Below are 16,905 nucleotides of genomic sequence, written 5' to 3' on the forward strand. Positions count from 1 at the left end.
GCTTCCCCCTCTCAGGAGCGCAAGGTCCTCCGGCCGGCCTCGACAATCCGCTCCACACTGGGGATATACTCCTTTTCCCTGCTGAAGTAGGGGATCACGATATCATAGCCTGTGACCCGCTCAATGGGTGCCTGGAGGTAGTGAAAGGCCCCCTCCATCAGCCGGGAGACCACCTCGGCGCCGGGCCCGAAGCTCCGCGGCGCCTCATGGACTACCACGGCCCTCCCGGTACGGGTGAGCGACTCCACCAGCAGGGTATCATCCAGAGGCGAGATGGTCAGCAGGTCGATCACCTCCGCCTCAACCCCCTCCTCTGCCAGCTCTTCCGCGGCCTTAAGGGTGGGCCGCATCATGGCGCCATAGGCGATCAGGCTCAGATCCGAGCCCTGCCTGACGACCTGGGGCTGCCCCAGGGGCAGGGTCTCCTCTTCCTCGGGCACCTCCTCACGAAAGGCGCGATAGAGTGCCTTGGACTCGTAGAAGATCACCGGGTCGGGATCACGGATGGCGCTGACCAGCAGGGCCCGGGCGTTACGGGGCCCGGAGGGGATCACCATCTTCAGCCCCGGGGTATGGGCCCAGTAGGCCTCCCGACTCTCCGAATGGTGCTCCAGGGCCCGGACGCCGCCGCCATAGGGGGCACGCAGGACCATGGGCACGGTCAGCCGTCCCTGGGTCCGCCAGCGCATCCGGGCGGCATGATTTTCCAGCTGATGAAAATTCTGATAACTGAAGCCCGAGAACTGGATCTCACAGACCGGCCGCAGACCGTAGACCGCCATGCCGATGGACATGCCCACGATCCCGGTTTCCGCCAGGGGCGTATCCACCACCCGCTGGTCGCCAAAGCTCTCGATCAGGCCGTCGGTCACCCGGAAGACGCCGCCGTCAAGCCCCACATCCTCGCCGAGCAGGATCACCCGGTCATCCTTCTCCATCTCCTGGCGCAGGGCAAGGTTGAGTGCCTGGACCATTGTCATCTTAGCCATGGTGTTCCTCCCTGTCGTTTGCAGCCAACTCCCGGGCCAGGGCCTCTTTCTGGGCCTGGGTCGCCGGAGGGAGCTCGGCAAATAGGTGATCAAACATCTGAAGGGGATCGCCCAGGGTCGCCATCTGCTGTTCGGCCCGGTCAACTCCGGCCTGCACCTCTGCAAGCACCGCCTCCTCCACGGCCGCAGCGCTCTCTTCGCTGAGGCTGCCCCTGGCCTTGAGATAATCGCCAAAGCGGGGCAGCGGATCGCGCTCTCTCCAGAGCTCCACCTCCTCTTCAGACCGGTACTTGCTGGGTTCATCGGCAGTGGTATGCATCATCACCCGATAGGTGACGCACTCGATCAGGGTGGGGCCTCCCCCTGCCCGAGCCCGCTCCACCGCCTCCCTGGCAGCCGCATAGACGGCCAGGACATCATTGCCATCCACCTGAATGCCGGGCATGCCGTAGGCGATGGCCTTCTGGGCCAGGGTTGGGGTGGCGGTCTGTCTGGAGAGGGGCACCGAGATGGCCCACTGGTTATTCTGACAGACAAAGACCACCGGTGCCTGGTAGACGGCGGCAAAGTTCAAGCCCTCATGGAAGTCACCCTCCGAGGTGGCGCCGTCTCCGAAAAAGGACATCACCACCTGATCCTGGCGACGATACTTGGCCGCCCAGGCCAGCCCCACCGCATGGAGCACCTGGGAGCCCACAGGCACGGCCATGGGCAGATCACACTGCTCCGGGGGGATCACCGTACCTTCATTGTAGCCGTTATAGTAGAGCAGCACGCTCTCCAGGGAGCGACCGCGCCAGAGTTCGGCCGTGGTCTCCCGAAAGGAGGGGACCAGCCAGTCGCTGGCCTCCAGGCAGGCGATGGCCCCCAGTTGGGAGGCCTCCTGTCCCTTGATCGGAGGAAAGGTGCCGATGCGCCCCTGGCGCTGCAGGTCCAGCATCCGTTCATCAAACCTGCGCCCCAGCAGCATGTAGCGGTAGAGTTTGAGCAGCAGTTCCTCGGGAATATCAGGCTCCAGCTCCCGGTCCAGCTGCCCCTTGTCGTCCAGGATCGAAAGGCGTTCAATACTATCAGCAATCACTAGCTTTTCACGTGGCATGATCTAACTCCTTTTCAGTGAACAGGCAAACGATGGGAAGAGCTCTTTCTTGGCTCAGCTCCCCTGCTCTTCTCGGCAGCGCTGCCTTAAACAGCGATATTCAGGGAGACAGGGGGCGGGCAGGATCGGCTGAGCCATGGTGCAGGCGGCCCAGGTCCGGGCGGGGTGGGATGGACCAGAGGGTCCGCACTCTGCGCCTTGCCCCTGCAAGGTCGTCCAAGCCGCTGCAACCATTCGGTATCAGTTACAATAATAGGCACGATTCCCGGGAACAGCAACTCCGCCGGTGGCCATTCCCGGGAACCGTAGCCTGGCCGGCCCTGGCCACGGCTCCAGGCAGGCGACTCAGCCACAGCTCACCAGCAGCTGCTCCAGTTGACGGAGATGACCACGCTCCTCCTCGATGATCCGCGCCAACTGCTCCATTGCCGCAGGATCATCCACGATCCCCTGGAGAAACTCATAGAAGAGGATGGTGTCCTCTTCAAAGGCCCGGCACTGGCGGAACACCTCGGCCAGGTCGCCGGCAGCCACCAGCCGCTCCTCTTCCAGGGAAAAGGTCTGGCTCTTGACCATATCCTGGAGCAGCCTCCGTCCCATGGCCTCCATCTCCTCCTCCTCTGGAGAGTGTGCCCGCTGCTCCAGGATCAGCTCTTCAAACCAACAGGCATGACGCTCTTCCTCCTCGGCCATCCAGGTGAGCAGTTCCGCCACCTCGGGCTCCTTTGCCCTGACTGCGGCAGAGCGGTAGGTGGCCTCGCCGTTGCGTTCAATCTGGATGGCAACATGGATGATATCCAGCTCAGTAAACATGGCATCTCTCCTCAGGTTAAGAAAACAACCGCATCCTGCTCCCCTCTCGCCAGGCCGGGCAGGAGGCGATCTTCACAAACGAGCTTCAAGGGGCTAGGAGCTCGGGATCCACCTCCACCTCCATGGTCAGCAGGGCCTGGGCCAGGGTCTTTCCCTGGTTGTCCAGGAGCAGCGAAACCGTGCCCCCTCCCCCAAGGGCCTGGTGGAGGACAAAGTTGAGCGCAGCCAGATTGTCCAGCCGAAAGCGTTCAATGGGGCCATGGACATTGCTGGCAAAAAAACGACTGAGCCGCTCCGGAGTCAGCTCCCGCAACAGCTCAGGATAGAGTGATGCCGTGCGGGCGGCCACCCCGATATTGACCAGATCCCCCTTGTCACCGGAACGGGCATGGGCAATACGGCCCAGAGGAACCCTGACCCTGGCCCTGCCCTCCCCTCCGGCTGGCAGTTTCTCCCGGGAAACAAGCCGGGGCGGTCCGCAGGCTCCCTGGTCGCAGTTGAGCTGCAGCTCCTCTCCGGCCAGCTCAAGCCGGGCCGTGACCTGGCTGCGCTCCACCAGAGTCGGCCAGTAGCCGTAGGCCGGCACCACCGGAGGTCTGCCGCCAAAGACTGTCACCCCGGGCGGTCCGGCCAGGATCAGCCCGGCCACCTCCCGACTGAGCAGCTCCAGGCGGGATCGCTCTTTTCCCCGGGCAGAAAACCTGAGCAGGATCTCGTTGGGCTCCACCTCAGGGGCGGCAGACTCACCCCAGCAGGCCGAGTAGCCCACATAATCGGTCCTGGTCTCGAGCAGGCCGTCTCTGCCCACCCGATCCCAGAACATCTCGGCAAAGATCCGGCCCTTGGCCAGGGCCTCCGGGCCACTGACCACCAGCAGGCCGCTGACCTTGTAACCGGCCCGATAGTTGACCGAGACCTTGAGCTGGGCAGGGGGCTGCTGTCCCTTGACGCCCCGAACCCCAACCCGATCCGGCCCCAGCTGCTCCAGGATGGGGGTGGTGAAGTCCGCCACCACATCGGGGCAGATGTAGGCCCTGGGATCACCGATCTCATAGAGGAGTTGCTCCTTGGCGGTCTGGAGGGTGACCATGCCGCCGGTGCCGGGGTGCTTGGTCAGGACAAAAGAACCATCTGCAGCAGCCTCCACCAGGGGATACCCCATGTTCAGAAAGGAGGGTACCTCCTGCCAGCAGCTGCAGTTGCCGCCGGTGGACTGGCTGCCGCATTCGATCAGGTGGCCGGCCAGGAGGGCGCCTGCCAGTTTATCATACTCCTGCCAGTTCCAACCGAACTCGTGAACAAAGGGGGCCACCACGCTGGCGGCATCGTAACAACGGCCGGTGATGATGACCCTCGCCCCCTGCCCCAGGGCCTCGACGATGGGACGGGCACCGAGATAGGCATTGGCCGAGACCAGCCGATCCAGGAGACTGCCCAAAGGCTGACCGCTGCTGAGATGGGGGAAGTCATGCCCCTGGCCGACCAGCCGGGCCAGCTCCGGCAGGAGGTTGTCCCCGGAGACGGTGGCAATGGGCAGCTCCAGCCCCTGCTGGTTGAGGATCTTTTCCAGGGCCCGGGCACAGGCCTGGGGGTTCATCCCCCCGGCATTGGTGATCACGGTGATCCTGCGGTCGTGGATGGTCTGCAGACAGTCGCCGATGGCGGTGAGGAAATCAGCCGCATAGCCGGTCCCGGGATCCCTGGCCAACTGACGGCTGAGGATGATCATGGTGATCTCTGCCAGATAATCCATGGTCAGATAATCGATGGGCCCACCCTCCAGCTGCCGCCTGAGGGCTGCAGCCTCATCCCCCCAGAAGCCGCCGGCATTGGCAATCACTATCTTTTCTTTCATTGAACGGCCTCCACGCTTAAAAAACCGGTTGCCAACCACGGTCAGGGGAACCTGGAGTTCTCCATCCCCCCAGGACCTCCAAGCCTCTGGAAGGACCCGGACAAGGGGATCCAGCGGCATGGTTCTCAAATAATTATTGCAAAACAGGGTGGGTAAAGCAAGGCAATATCACGCTTTCTTCCACAGGGGCCCGAAGAATGGACCGGCCAGAGGCTCCAGGCCAACAAAACCATGACGAGCAACAGGCTTCATGATAAGATGAAGCCACAATGGGTGAGCCGACAGCCCGGTTCCACGAAGAAGAAGGGCTGGAGCAAGACAGCCTCCAGGGCACCCAGCTGAACGAACAGGCAACAGCGCCCCTGCCCTTTCCGAAACAGCACACCCTTGCCCTGGCTCCCCGGCTGCCAGCAGCGCCGGAGCCGCCCCATGAGGAGCAGCCCCATGCACCCCAGAGCGACCATTCTCTTTCTCTGTACCGGTAACTCCTGCCGCAGCCAGATGGCGGAGGGCCTGTGCCGTCACTTCAAAGACCGGGAACTGGAGGCCTTCTCCGCCGGGATCGAGCGCCATGGCCTGAATCCCTTAGCCGTAGAGGTCATGGGTGAAATCGGAATCGACATCTCCGCACAGCAGAGTAAGACCTTGAATGATTTGGCAGGACACAGCTTTGACTATGTGGTCACGGTCTGCGACCATGCCAGGGAGAGCTGCCCCCTCTTCCCCGGAGAGAGCAAGGTAATCCACCGCAGCTTTGCCGACCCGCCCAGCCTGGCGGCGGCTGCAGGCAGCGATGAAGAGGCACTGCCCCACTACCGCCGGGTCCGCGATGAGCTCAAAGAGTTCATTCTTGCGCTGCCCGCCGAGCTGCTCGCCGTCCCTTGAACGACGCTCTGCCGGCAGCACCCCCTCCCAGCTGAGTATATCGCCCTCCAGGGGTGAAGCCCCACTCCTCCCGGGAAAACCTGTTGATTAATGACCCTTTTCCAGTAAAGTGGAGACCTCTCGTCATCGAGGATGATTGCCAGCTGAACCCACCTGATACCCCCTAATCCTGTGCGCCCCTATGCGGATGTTCGATAAAAAACGAGCAGTAACCATCGCCTCCTTTATCCTGATCTTCTGCCTGCTGGCTTTTTTTATCCAGCTGGGCTGCAAAAAACTTTCACTCAAAGAGGCCGAAGAGAGTGTGACCGGGTTTCTGCTCAACCACAAGGCGATTCACAGCTTTGTTGCTGAAGTGCAGCGGCCCGAAGTCTTCCGCCTGCAGAGGGAAGGTGTCCTCTCCGGCGACTATTTCTCTCCCATCTTACTCTCCCGCACCTTTATCGCCCGCAGCATCAGGGATGCCCTGAACAGGGAACGGGAACAGGCTGGCCTGGATACGATTTCCTTTAAACTGGCAGCAGCAAACCCCCGCAACCCCCTGAACAGGGCGGATCCCTTTGAATCGGAGCTCCTCCGGGATTTCAACCGGGGAAAGATCAAGGAGTACCGGGCCATTCTTCCCTCGGATTCCGGCAAAGTCCTCTATCATGCGATCCCGGTCGCAGCCAACAGCCCCTCATGCCTGCACTGCCACGGTGACCCCGCAGATGCCCCCCAGGAGATGGTGCAGCAGTATGGCAACCAGGCCGGATTTTTTGAACAGAGCGGAGAGATCCGCGCCCTGATCTCTGTGCGGGTCCCCCTGGATAACCTACTGGCCTCTGCCCGAAGCACCGCGCTAAGCCTCTCTGGAGCAGTCTTTCTTCTGTTCTCGGTATTCCTGGCCCTTGTCCTATTTTTTTTCAACAAGATGGATCAGCAGCAACAACGTTCGGAAGAGACCTCCACCTACCTGGATTCCATCCTCCAGTCTTCCACCAACACGGCAATAGTCGTTACCGACCGTAAGGATACGCTTATCTACGTCAACCAGGAGGCTGAACGTCTCCTTAATCTTGAAGCAGAACAGATACTCGGCAAGGAGCTGCGCGCTGTTCATGAGGTTCTGGGCGACGCAGCCATCAATCGATTCAACGAACAACTGAACCATCTCAAAGAGACGGGAATTCATCGCTTCCAGCTGGACCGTCAAGGGTGTGTGCTGGATATCAGGATATCAGCCATTAAGGACAAGGACGGCCTCTACCAGGGGCTGCTCTTTATCGGCCATGATGTGAGCGAGCAGGTTGCCGCCCAAAGAGAACAGGAGCAGACCCTGCAAAAACTGCAGAAGGCGGAAAAGATGGAATCCATCGGCCTGATGGCCAGTGGGGTTGCCCATGACCTGAACAACATTCTTGCCGGAATCACCAGCTATCCTGAGTTGATGCTGATGAACCTGCCCGAGGAGAGCCAGCTGAGAAGACCCCTGCTGGCCATTGAGGCGGCAGGACACCGGGCGGCGGCGGTGGTCAACGACCTGCTGACCGTTGCCCGCGGTGCTACCCTTGTCAAAGAGGTGGTGAATCTCAACCAGCTCATTGAGGAATACCTGCTCTCCCCGGAGCACCTGAAGATGGCGGCGCGCTACCCGGGAGTACGCTGGGAGACCGCCCTCCAGCCCCAGTTGAACAACATCTATGCAGCGCCCGTTCACTGCAAGAAGTGCCTCATGAACCTGGTGGGCAATGCGGTTGAGGCCATGGACGGGAGCGGAGCCTGTCGCCTGGTCACCTCCAGCCTGGTCATGGAACCGGCGATGGCGGCAGAGCTGGGGCTGGCTGCCGGTGCATACCATCTGGTCTCTGTTCAAGATTCCGGCCCCGGGATCAGTGAAGAGGATTTACCCCATATCTTTGAACCATTCTATACCAGGAAGAGCATGGGAATCAGCGGCACGGGCCTGGGACTCTCGGTGGTCTGGAATGCCATGCAGGATCATGACGGCACCGTTACGGCCCGGCCCAGGAGAGAGCGCGGCATGCGTTTTGATCTCTATTTTCCTGTGTGCACGGCGGTGAGTTCAGCCCCTCCTGAAAGCGTGTCCCTGGCATCGCTCCAGGGCAACAAGGAGTTGATTCTGGTTGTGGATGACGCCCCCCACCTCCGTGATATCGCCACCCTGAAACTCATTGCCCTGGGCTACAGGGCCGAGGCCGTGGGTTCAGGCGAGGAAGCGCTCCAGTTCTTACGAGAAAGAGAGGCAGCAGTGGTCCTTTTGGATATGATCATGGATCCGGGGATCAGCGGTTACGAGACCTACAGGAGGATAGTGGAGTTCCGGCCTGATCAGAAGGCGATCATCATCAGCGGCTACTCAACCAGGAGCAAGATGGACAAGGCCAAACAGCTTGGGGTGGGAGGATTTATCAAGAAGCCCTACACCATCACCCAGCTTGGCCTGGCCATCCAAGAGGTGCTCAACCGGCGCAGCTAGCTTCTACCACTGCAGGTTCTCCGGCTCACTCTTCCTCCATCTCGACCGGCCTGGCTCCATCACAAGGTCTGGCAGAACTGCCCCGGGTTTTCCCCAGCCATGTGATCAGGGGCCATCGATGTGGCTCACTCCGGCTTGGTGAGCGCTCCCCTCCCCTGATCGGCCCAGGCAAGGAGTCGCTCCATGGTGACCCTGGTCAGCCAGCGGAGGAAGATCATGGAGTAGAGGGCACCGGAGAGGTACATGCCCAGGAGAAAGACCAGGTGGGAGAGGCCGTAGGTCAGGGGACCGCCCAGGGCAGCGATCCAGGGATTATGGAATTTGACCGCCAAAAACCCCAGGGCGGTTACCGCCGGCCAGCCCAGGAGAAAACTCAGGCAGATGGCCGTGACCCCGGCCAGCACCAGGGGGGTGGGCCGCTCCCGAAAGGCCGAGAGGTCGGCCTGCTCCTCGATGGCAGCGGCCACAAAATCATGCTGTCCGAGTTTTCGGATCCGCTCTCTGATGCTTGTCCTCATGGTCACCGAACCGAGGCTCAGAGGGAGAGCCGCTTTTTTCCCTTGGAGAATTGTCTTTTTCAGCAGGCCTGTTTATGATCCCGGCCAGATCGCAGCCGGGCAGGTCAGAGGCCGACCAGTTCACTGCCAGCCTACACCACAACCTCCATCAGAGGCAACAGCTATCAGACCCCCTCTCCCCAGTTCTGCCCCAGGAAACCGGGCAGCGGTCTGGACTTTTTTCGACAGAATCTACTGCATCTCTCTGGAGAACCGCAGGGACCGACGGCAAGAGGCCCGTCGACAGTTTGCCGCTGTGGGGCTGGCAGAGCGGGTGGAGTTTATCCTCGTCACGAAACATCCGGAAAACCCGGAACAGGGTATCTTTCAGTCCCACCAGCACTGCCTCCAGCAGGGGCTGGCAACAGGGGCCCGGCGGATCCTGATCTTTGAAGACGATGTCGTTTTCAGGGACCATGCTTTCCACCGACGGCTGGAGGAGGCCTGCAGGGCCTTGAACGAAGAACAGGGCTGGGAGGCCCTCTTTCTGGGCTGCATCAGCCAGGGGAGTCACAAGACCCGCACCAAGAGCCTGCGAAAGATCCGCTACCGCTGCCTGGCCCATGCCTATGCCCTCAACCGCCCCCTGGCCGGCCGCCTGGCCCGCGAACCCTGGTCCGGTATCCCCTTTGACGAGCTGCTCCGCAGGTATCGTCCCCAGGGCTATGCCCTCTTCCCCATGTGCGCCTTCCAGGGAGAGGCCAGCAGCGATAACCATACCGTCAGCGTGGACCGGCTGCGGAGACTCTTGGGTGGGCTCGCCTTTATCCAGCGGGCCAATGAGCTCTACCAGAACCATAGGCTGCTCCTCCTGCTCGTTCCTGCGGCACTGCTGCTGGCCATCCTCCTGGGCCTTGGGCGATAGCGTCCTGCCCTCCCCTCTGCCTAGGCTGCGACATTCTCTGCCGGCTCAGCTCCCAGCTGACCACGGTTCAACTCATGGATATAGAGCGAACTGCCCTCAATCTTTTTGGCCCTGCCCTTGGCCACGGCAGCCTCCTCGGACAGGTCGAGATGGCACCGGGTGTCAGAGGCTTGCACCAACACCGCCCCCACGGAGAGGGTCATCCGGCTATAACGCTGGGGCTTGCCGTTTCTATCGGTGGACTTGATGCTACAGCCGATATGACCGTTGTACAAGCCGGAAATACTCTCATCAAACTGGCGGAGAATACGCCTGACCACCTCCTGCCAGTCGCTGCTGCAAAAGATGGCCACAAAATCATCGCCCCCCACGTGACCGATAAAGTTCTGCTGTTCATCGATATTGGCCAGCAGCAGTTCGGAACAAAAACGAATCACCTTGTCTCCCCGGGAAAAACCAAAGAAATCATTGAAGGGCTTGAAGTTATCCAGGTCAAAGTAACAAATCACAAAGGACCTGTTTCTGCGAAAGAGCTTTTGGAGCTCTTCCTGGATAGGGACGTTGCCGGGCAACAGGGTCAGGGGGTTGGCGTGGCGGGCCCGATTGATCTGAAGTTTGGTAATGGCGTGCAACAGATCTATCATCCGTGCCTTGCCGGCAAGGGTGCATTTATCCAGGATAATAAACTCATCGGTGTGGAGGTTGAGGGCGCTGGTCAGCCGATAACTGACTTCCTCCAGGGGAAGAGATTTTTCCACCTGGAGGATGTTGCGGTTGATAAAGCGGACAATGGGCTGCTTGCCGTAGAGTTCCTTGCCGTAGAGACTGGCGTACATATTCATGAACTCCCGGCGGAGCACCATGCCCAGGACCTCGGTATCCTGGAGGATGACGATGGACTCCAGTTCTGGCATGGTGGAAAACAGTTCCCCTACCTGGTGCACCCTGGTCTCGGACTGGAGGGAAAACGCAGGTCTCAGGATCTGTGCCACAGTGGGGAGCTCCAGCCGCTCATCGTTGCGCGGCTCCCGGCGAAACACCGTTTCCTGGATCTCCAGAGGCGGCACACTGACCGGCCTGCAGAAATAGTAGCCCTGGACCATCTCGATGCCCAGTTTGCGGAGGGTGGCATACTCCTTCTCGGTCTCCACCCCCTCGGTGATCACCCTGGATCCCAGGGCGGTAGCCGTCTTCAGGATGGCATTGACAAACTGCTGCTTGGTTCGGTCCTCATCGACCCCCTGGATAAAGTGGCGGTCCACCTTGACGATATCCGGCCGAATGGCTGACCAGAGCTTTAAGCCGGAATAGCCGGCCCCCAGGTCGTCTATGGCCACCCTGAAGCCCATCTGCCGGTAATGGTGCATGGCCTGCTGCATCAGCTGGATATCTTCCACCGGATGGGTTTCGGTCAGCTCGATGATGATCCTGCCGGGATCCACCCCGACCTGCTCGATGAACTCCAGGGTCTTGCCCTCCTGGAACTGCTCATGCTGCATGGTGATGGGATCGACATTGATAAAGAGCCGACCGGGAAGGTTGAGCTCGGTGAAGCGATGAATCACCTTCCGGCGGCAGAGGATATCCAGCTCAGCCAACCGATTCTCCCGGGCGGCAACGGCAAACAGCCGGCCGGGTGAGTGGAGGACGGTATTCACCGGGCCGCGGATAAGCCCCTCATAACCATAGATCTGACGGTTATGGAGATGGACGATTGGCTGAAAATGGACGATCAGATCTTCAGAGTGGATTACCCGAGCCAGGAGCGACTCTATGCTTTCATCTCTCATGGAAAAATTCTCAAATCTCTAGACAGGCCGGAAGGCCTGCAATTAAAGGATTCCTCCTTCTACTGCGTCTATATTAGAATTTGATAAGGATTCTTTACGACTATCCACGGCAACTGCCAAAACCTACGCAACAGAACCCTGCAGGGGGAGCTGCAGAGGAAGAAGGGGGAGACAACCCTGGAGCGAGGCCCCGGCACCCCGGCTTAAGGCTACCTTGAAAGACAGCAGTGCGCTCCGAGCGAGCCCTCAAGGGATGATTTGGCTAGAACGAGGCCCTAGTAGGCAAAGATCCTGCCCTCCCTGGAGCCCAGCCAGCGTTCCCGAAAGGAGAGCGGCAGGATCCGTTTTTTCCGTTTACCCTTGGCCAGCCGCTTAAACTGCAGCTCGATGATCCCGCCGAGCTGATCAGGCTGCCCCTGCCGCTCGGCTGGAGCGCTGGAGTCAAGGCTCCTGGCAGCTTCGAGGGTCACTGCAGCCAGGGGCTGATCCCTGGAGGTCAGCACAGTGGGTAAGCACCCCTCGCCTCTGCCATCCCCCTGCTCCATCTTCAGGTGACTCTGGGCAAAGGCGGCCCTCATGCCCTGCGCCCCCCCTGCGCTCTCCAGATCACTGAACAGCACCATGGCACCAAACTGTTCCTTGAGCAGGGGCAGACGAATCATCTCCTCCAAAGGGTTGAGAGCAGACTTGCCCTGGCCTCCAAAGAGCGCGTTGAGCACCAGGATGGAGTTACCGTTGTTGCGGATAACCCCGAACTGGAGCCGGCGGCTTCTGGAGCAGCTCAACAGCGGCAGGCTGCCGCTGTTGAGCATCCAGGAGCTATTTCTGGTCAGGATCGCCAGGTTGCTCTTTGTCGTCTTCCCTCCCCTGACGGAGGAGGCCAGAGGGCTTCGCACCTGGGTCAGGGTGTAGCTCATCTCCAGTGAGGCTGCCAGTTCCGGGAGGACGCTGGGCCCGGCATCCTCCGCCACCATCGATTCCCGGCAGCAGAGGATGTCGATCTCCTCTTTTTTCAGGCTGGCTGTGAGGGTTGGCAGGTCATGCTGTTGGTCCTCTGCGCTTGTTTGCAGGGTGGCAATGGTAATCATGGTCAGGTCACTCCTATGTGAGAGGATGGTGGTTTCATTCAGGCCGCCGGGCGGATCGCCTTCGGTCCCGGGAGATGGAGCGGTTAGGGAGATAAAGCGGTTAAGCAGCCTGGCCCTGGCTTTGCTTCGCCTGGCCAGGGGCAAAGATTTCCCGGACAATGCCCCCCTGCCACAGGGGAAAGGGGGCAAGCTCTGCTGAGACGCCTTTCCGCCTGAAGCCATGCAGACAGCACACATGGGCACACTCAAGGGCTTCACTGCGCAAGCCATCAATAAGTACAAACAGGAGCTTAACCATAGCTCTCTCCGACAGAGGCTTAAAACAGGGGGTGATCACCGGTGCTGCCACAGATCTCCTCCTGCAGCTCCCGGCTTGTCTGATACGCTCTAAGAGGTACCAACGGGCTGTTACGAAGAAGTTAATCAGGGATTATGATTTGATGATTTTAGCTCAAGAGGCCTTGATACCTGGTTCATCTGACCAGCCTCCCGGGAACGGGCAGAAATCCTCCGACTGGTCCTCCGCCTAAAAGGCTAAAAGGCTAAAAGGCTAAAAGGAAGCGTACTCGTCGCTTACGAGTCTACGGAAGCTGGCTGGAACAATCGGGAAGGAAAAACTCACTCTTTTGTAACACCACTGTAACCGCTGATTAAAAATCACCAACCATGATGGCATGGCTTAGCATACGCTGGACAGCCCCCAGGCCGGAAACCTGGGGGCTGTCTGCTTATCTGCCCATCTTCCACTGTTCAGGACATAACCTGCCATGCACACTCGACGACCTGCCCATTGGACCTTCACCCTGTCCCTGATGCTGATCTTCTGCCTGCCGCTGCCGGCCGGGAGTGAGCCCAGCCGCCTCTATCGGCAACAGACCGGTGACCAAATCCAGGAGTTCAGCTGGGAGCTCAACCGCCAAGAGGAGCTGGTGGTGATCACCTCCAGGGAAGAGGACGGAAAGTACAGCACCACCTGCACCCAGGACGGCAACACGCTCCTCTGGAGCTACAGCAAGGGCCAGAGGCAGCTGACTGTCCGCCGGGCAGAGAACATCCTCCAGCTCTCCGGCCGAGACGGGAAAACTCAGCTGAGCCGGACGATTCCCCTGGATCACCGCCCCTGGTACCAGGCCCTCTCCTACAGTCTCCGCACCCTGATCCTGGGCACGACAGAGGAGGTATCATTCTGGATGATCCGACCGGACAATCTGGAGCCAGTGCGGCTGGAGGCCCGGAAAAAGGAATGCGAATCCCTGGAGTGGGCCGAGCAAGAGGTCCCGGCCTGCAGGGTAGAGGTGAGTACGGGAGGATTGATGGCCTCTTTCTGGCACGCCTCCTACTGGTTTCGTCAGAGTGATGCGGCCTTTATCCACTATCAGAGCGTCCATGGGCTGCCGGGAACACCGCCGACCACCATTCGCCTGATCAGAGAGGGGCTATCAGGCCACCCCCGTGGCTGACGCAGCTCTGGGAATCATGCCAATGCAAGGTTGCTGCAGAACTGGCGGGTGCAGGCCTCCCAGGAATACTCCCTGGCCGTGGCCAGACAACCCTCCGGTGCAACCTTCAGCGCCCCGTGGACGGCCTTGGCCAGGTCCTGGTCCACCACCCCGTTGAAGCCGTTTTTAACGATATGGCGCGGCCCGGTAACGGGAAAGGCCGCCACCGGAACTCCGCAGGCCATGGCCTCCAACAGGACCACCCCAAAGGTATCGGTGAGACTGGGAAAGACAAAGACATCGGCAGCGGCCAGAAGACGCGCCAGGGACTCGCCCTGTTGGACTCCGGTGAACCGTACCTCCGGATAGTCACGTTGATAGCTGGCCAGGGCCGGCCCTGCGCCCACCACATACTTGGTCCCGGCCAGGTCCAGATCGAGAAAGGCGGGCAGGTTCTTTTCCACCGCCACCCTCCCCAGATAGAGCAGGATGGGACCCGGCTGGTCACCCTGCTTTTTCTGACGCGGCCGAAACAGGGCGGTGTCCACCCCCCGGGACCAGGGGACCAGGTTGCTGAAATGTCGCTCCTGAAGCTCATCCAACAGGGTGGGCGCGGCCATGGTCCGGACGGCACCGGCGTGGAAACGGCGGACATACCAGTAGCTCAGGGCGAGCGGGATGGGCAGACGTAAGCGGATATATTCCGGGAAACGGGTATGATAGGAGCTGGTAAAGGGTCGGCCCAGCTGCAGGCAGGCCCTCCTGGCAGCCCTGCCAATGGGGCCCTCGGTGACGATATGGACTGCATCGGGACGGTGCTGCTCTAAAACCCTACGGATGGTGTGAGCGCTGACCAGGGCCAGGCGGATCTCCGGATAGGTGGGGCAGGGGACCGTGGGATATTGCCCCGGACAGAGGACCCGGACCTGGTGGCCCCAGGACTCAAGGGTTGCGATGGTCTTACCCAGGGTGGTGACCACCCCGTTAATTTGAGGATGCCAGGCATCGCTTGCTATACAGATGTTCATAGTCTTGATCACCACTCAGCTGCTCCACCCAAAAGAGATCTTTATTCCACTCGATGATGCCCAGATGGCCCTCCTTGCTCTCGGCCAGGGCGGTACAGCTCTCCACCCAGTCACCGGAGTTGTTGTAGAGCATGCTCCCCATGGTACGGATCCCGGCCCGGTGGATATGGCCGCAGATCAGACCGTCCACCTCACACGCCTCCGCCTCCTGAACCACCACCTCTTCAAAACGCCCCATATAGTTGACCGCGATCTTCACCTGGTGCTTCAACCAGGCAGAAAGTGAATGGTACTCCTTGCCCATGGCGCGTCTGCCCAGGTTGACCCAGCGATTGACCACCAGGAGCATATTGTAGACGGAGCTGCCGATGCCTGCCAGCCAGGGGCTGTTCTGGATCACGGGATCAAACTTGTCTCCATGGATGACCAGATAGCGCCGCCCCGAGGCCGTGGTATGGATCACCTGATGCTCGATCTGGATATGGTTGATGGTGTTGCCGCAGAACTTGCGGAGCACATGGTCGTGGTTGCCGGGGATATAGATCACCTTGGTCCCGTTTTTTGCCTTGTCAAAGACGGTCTTGACTATCCGATCATTGACCTCGGGCCAGTGCCATCTCTTCTGGGCCTGAAGCAGATCGAGGATATCCCCGGTAAGATAGAGGAACTCAGATTCCGTCTTCTCTAAGAAGTCCAACAGCTGTCTGCTTTGCAGATTTTTGGTCCCCAGGTGGGTATCCGAGATCCAGATGGAACGAAACGAGGGTATCGACATGTTATGCTTCTCCTCTTGGTTTTTAAAAAGCGTATACGGTGCCTTGAGACCTTGCCGCTTTTGCCGGCTTCAGCCTTTGCCTGCTCAGGGAGAGGGCCTATCCGGCACAGTCCAGCAACGCAGCATCCGCTCTAGCGCTCTAGGTGTGGCCTTCAACCACCTGAAACTCCAGGGTAGAGGCCGTGACCCGACTCCGGCCGAAGTGAAAGAAGAGCAGCAAGCAGAGGAGCTGCAGGCTGATCATGGCCAGAGGCTCGCCCAGGATGGTCAAGCCGTGGCCAATGGAAGGCAAGGAGGTGGGGGCGCTGGAGAGCGGCTTGAGAACCATCCAGACTCCATAGGGCAGTACGGCCAGGCTCATCTTTTGGTAGGCGGAGACAGTGCCAAAACCACGGAAATCGGCGCGCAGGGTCTCGGAAAAGAACCTCCAGAGCTGGGAGACCAGCAGGCTGGAGAGAAAGGCGGTACAGTACCAGCCCCGCAGATAGCAGCCGGCAGCCAACAGACCGGTGCTGGTGTAGACCAACGAGGTGATCCCCTGGATGGGGATCAACTTCTCCCCGGCCAGGGCTCCCTCATAGACCGCCTTTTTGGTTGGCGCCTCAAAGACCACGGCCAACTCGGCAAGGAGTCGCCGGGTCCTCGGGCTGCAGGCGGCAAGCGGTTTACCGTAGCAGCAGCCGAAGCTGAGACAGGCCAACCTGCCCAGCCCCTCGCCCAGGATATAGGCGATCCCCATGGCGGCAAGGACCGCCCTGGTATCGATCTGGGCTTGCTGCAGGGCGGCCAGCAACTGGTTCACCCCCAGGATGGCCCAAGGGATGATGACCATGCCGCAGAAAAATGCCCCGCCGATGGTAAAGGTGTAACGCTTTTTCTCCACCAACCTGGCCATGGTTCCGGCGGCAGGGATGCAGATGGCCAGGATCAGGGCAAACAGGGCCAGGACACCGTTCAGCGGTACGGCGGCCGCCCGCAGCAGAATCAGGGCGTAGAGCAGGGAAAGGCAGGTGGAGCCGGCAATGACCAGCCCATACCAGGTAAAATTGACCCCCTCCCAACTGCTGCCGGCCTGTTTCCTGGCAGGAACAACAGCCACCATCTGAAATTGTTCACCGGGAAGGTAGCGCAGCCCCAGGACGATGATCATAGCGAACAGCAGGGTTGAGCAACAGATAAAGAGCAGATTCATGATACTTCCTTGGAGTTATTGTTTGGGGATGATCCTCTGGCTTGCAGCAAG

At 60.2% G+C, this 16,905-nt stretch carries 16 protein-coding genes; 5 read left to right on the forward strand and 11 right to left on the reverse strand.

Features of this window, described 5'->3' with window-relative positions; translation table 11 throughout:
- Positions 1-11: 11 nt before the first annotated feature.
- The 4 genes from G494_RS0107605 to G494_RS0107620 all read right to left on the reverse strand — a co-directional run bounded on the left by G494_RS0107605 (position 12) and on the right by G494_RS0107620 (position 4,756).
- Positions 12-989 (reverse strand): alpha-ketoacid dehydrogenase subunit beta, encoded by a 978-nt coding sequence (locus G494_RS0107605; RefSeq protein WP_028584057.1) that lies wholly within the window; start codon positions 987-989, stop codon positions 12-14.
- Entirely contained in the window at positions 982-2,088 is a 1,107-nt protein-coding gene (gene pdhA, locus G494_RS0107610; protein ID WP_051305501.1) for a pyruvate dehydrogenase (acetyl-transferring) E1 component subunit alpha, read from the reverse strand. The genes G494_RS0107605 and pdhA overlap by 8 nt, the downstream gene beginning before the upstream one ends.
- A 345-nt stretch (positions 2,089-2,433) precedes the next feature.
- Positions 2,434-2,901 (reverse strand): ferritin-like domain-containing protein, encoded by a 468-nt coding sequence (locus G494_RS0107615; protein ID WP_028584059.1) that lies wholly within the window; start codon positions 2,899-2,901, stop codon positions 2,434-2,436.
- 85 nt (positions 2,902-2,986) lie between these two features.
- Positions 2,987-4,756, reverse strand: coding sequence for an acyclic terpene utilization AtuA family protein (locus tag G494_RS0107620; RefSeq protein WP_028584060.1), 1,770 nt, complete (start codon positions 4,754-4,756; stop codon positions 2,987-2,989).
- Between the two features lie 269 nt (positions 4,757-5,025).
- On the opposite strand from G494_RS0107620, the gene G494_RS26665 reads away from it, so the two are divergent.
- The 3 genes from G494_RS26665 (at position 5,026) to G494_RS0107635 (ending at position 8,120) form a co-directional block, all read left to right on the forward strand.
- The gene (locus G494_RS26665; RefSeq protein WP_153305793.1) at positions 5,026-5,241 is read left to right on the forward strand and encodes a hypothetical protein; all 216 of its coding nucleotides are present in this window, start codon (positions 5,026-5,028) and stop codon (positions 5,239-5,241) included.
- A complete protein-coding gene (locus tag G494_RS22415; protein ID WP_035245837.1) occupies positions 5,201-5,641 on the forward strand; it encodes an arsenate reductase ArsC in 441 nt (146 codons plus the stop codon). Before G494_RS26665 ends, G494_RS22415 begins: the two co-directional genes overlap by 41 nt.
- Positions 5,642-5,822: 181 nt before the next feature.
- On the forward strand, positions 5,823-8,120 hold the full coding sequence (locus G494_RS0107635; RefSeq protein ID WP_028584062.1) for an ATP-binding response regulator: 2,298 nt from the start codon (positions 5,823-5,825) through the stop codon (positions 8,118-8,120).
- A 125-nt stretch (positions 8,121-8,245) separates the two neighbouring features.
- Here the strand turns inward: G494_RS0107635 and G494_RS0107640 are convergent, their stop codons facing one another.
- Complete coding sequence (locus G494_RS0107640) at positions 8,246-8,638, reverse strand: hypothetical protein (RefSeq protein WP_035245839.1); 393 nt, start codon at positions 8,636-8,638, stop codon at positions 8,246-8,248.
- Positions 8,639-8,951: 313 nt separating this feature from the next.
- Here G494_RS0107640 and G494_RS22420 point away from each other — a divergent pair, with 313 nt between their 5' ends.
- The gene (locus tag G494_RS22420; protein WP_153305794.1) at positions 8,952-9,542 is read left to right on the forward strand and encodes a glycosyltransferase family 25 protein; all 591 of its coding nucleotides are present in this window, start codon (positions 8,952-8,954) and stop codon (positions 9,540-9,542) included.
- 20 nt (positions 9,543-9,562) lie between these two features.
- Here G494_RS22420 and G494_RS0107650 read toward each other — a convergent pair whose 3' ends face one another.
- From G494_RS0107650 to G494_RS27355, 3 genes are all read right to left on the reverse strand, one after another.
- The gene (locus G494_RS0107650) at positions 9,563-11,332 is read right to left on the reverse strand and encodes a bifunctional diguanylate cyclase/phosphodiesterase (RefSeq protein ID WP_028584064.1); all 1,770 of its coding nucleotides are present in this window, start codon (positions 11,330-11,332) and stop codon (positions 9,563-9,565) included.
- A gap of 275 nt (positions 11,333-11,607) precedes the next feature.
- On the reverse strand, positions 11,608-12,420 hold the full coding sequence (locus G494_RS0107655) for a hypothetical protein (protein ID WP_161629952.1): 813 nt from the start codon (positions 12,418-12,420) through the stop codon (positions 11,608-11,610).
- 100 nt (positions 12,421-12,520) lie between these two features.
- Complete coding sequence (locus G494_RS27355; protein ID WP_208597646.1) at positions 12,521-12,718, reverse strand: hypothetical protein; 198 nt, start codon at positions 12,716-12,718, stop codon at positions 12,521-12,523.
- A 469-nt stretch (positions 12,719-13,187) separates the two neighbouring features.
- Here G494_RS27355 and G494_RS0107665 point away from each other — a divergent pair, with 469 nt between their 5' ends.
- Positions 13,188-13,880 carry a hypothetical protein gene (locus G494_RS0107665; RefSeq protein WP_028584067.1) on the forward strand — a complete coding sequence of 231 codons (693 nt, stop codon included), beginning with the start codon at positions 13,188-13,190 and terminating at the stop codon, positions 13,878-13,880.
- A 14-nt stretch (positions 13,881-13,894) separates the two neighbouring features.
- Here G494_RS0107665 and G494_RS0107670 read toward each other — a convergent pair whose 3' ends face one another.
- The 3 genes from G494_RS0107670 to G494_RS0107680 form a co-directional block, all read right to left on the reverse strand.
- Positions 13,895-14,887, reverse strand: coding sequence for a glycosyltransferase family 4 protein (locus tag G494_RS0107670; protein WP_028584068.1), 993 nt, complete (start codon positions 14,885-14,887; stop codon positions 13,895-13,897).
- Entirely contained in the window at positions 14,844-15,662 is an 819-nt protein-coding gene (locus G494_RS0107675) for a UDP-2,3-diacylglucosamine diphosphatase (RefSeq protein WP_028584069.1), read from the reverse strand. Before G494_RS0107675 ends, G494_RS0107670 begins: the two co-directional genes overlap by 44 nt.
- A gap of 139 nt (positions 15,663-15,801) precedes the next feature.
- A complete protein-coding gene (locus tag G494_RS0107680) occupies positions 15,802-16,854 on the reverse strand; it encodes a prolipoprotein diacylglyceryl transferase family protein (RefSeq protein ID WP_028584070.1) in 1,053 nt (350 codons plus the stop codon).
- Positions 16,855-16,905 lie beyond the last annotated feature (51 nt).

Origin of the sequence: Desulfogranum mediterraneum DSM 13871, assembly GCF_000429965.1 — a bacterium.
Taxonomy (GTDB): domain Bacteria; phylum Desulfobacterota; class Desulfobulbia; order Desulfobulbales; family Desulfobulbaceae; genus Desulfogranum; species Desulfogranum mediterraneum.

Excerpts from the sequence above, each read along its gene's own strand:
- G494_RS0107605 (WP_028584057.1), bottom strand. The coding sequence starts at position 989 with ATGGCTAAGATGACAATGGTCCAGGCACTCAACCTTGCCCTGCGCCAG.
- pdhA (WP_051305501.1), bottom strand. The coding sequence starts at position 2,088 with ATGCCACGTGAAAAGCTAGTGATTGCTGATAGTATTGAACGCCTTTCG.
- G494_RS0107615 (WP_028584059.1), bottom strand. The coding sequence starts at position 2,901 with ATGTTTACTGAGCTGGATATCATCCATGTTGCCATCCAGATTGAACGC.
- G494_RS0107620 (WP_028584060.1), bottom strand. The coding sequence starts at position 4,756 with ATGAAAGAAAAGATAGTGATTGCCAATGCCGGCGGCTTCTGGGGGGAT.
- G494_RS26665 (WP_153305793.1), top strand. The coding sequence starts at position 5,026 with ATGGGTGAGCCGACAGCCCGGTTCCACGAAGAAGAAGGGCTGGAGCAA.
- G494_RS22415 (WP_035245837.1), top strand. The coding sequence starts at position 5,201 with ATGCACCCCAGAGCGACCATTCTCTTTCTCTGTACCGGTAACTCCTGC.
- G494_RS0107635 (WP_028584062.1), top strand. The coding sequence starts at position 5,823 with ATGCGGATGTTCGATAAAAAACGAGCAGTAACCATCGCCTCCTTTATC.
- G494_RS0107640 (WP_035245839.1), bottom strand. The coding sequence starts at position 8,638 with ATGAGGACAAGCATCAGAGAGCGGATCCGAAAACTCGGACAGCATGAT.
- G494_RS0107650 (WP_028584064.1), bottom strand. The coding sequence starts at position 11,332 with ATGAGAGATGAAAGCATAGAGTCGCTCCTGGCTCGGGTAATCCACTCT.
- G494_RS0107655 (WP_161629952.1), bottom strand. The coding sequence starts at position 12,420 with ATGATTACCATTGCCACCCTGCAAACAAGCGCAGAGGACCAACAGCAT.
- G494_RS27355 (WP_208597646.1), bottom strand. The coding sequence starts at position 12,718 with ATGGTTAAGCTCCTGTTTGTACTTATTGATGGCTTGCGCAGTGAAGCC.
- G494_RS0107665 (WP_028584067.1), top strand. The coding sequence starts at position 13,188 with ATGCACACTCGACGACCTGCCCATTGGACCTTCACCCTGTCCCTGATG.
- G494_RS0107670 (WP_028584068.1), bottom strand. The coding sequence starts at position 14,887 with ATGAACATCTGTATAGCAAGCGATGCCTGGCATCCTCAAATTAACGGG.
- G494_RS0107675 (WP_028584069.1), bottom strand. The coding sequence starts at position 15,662 with ATGTCGATACCCTCGTTTCGTTCCATCTGGATCTCGGATACCCACCTG.
- G494_RS0107680 (WP_028584070.1), bottom strand. The coding sequence starts at position 16,854 with ATGAATCTGCTCTTTATCTGTTGCTCAACCCTGCTGTTCGCTATGATC.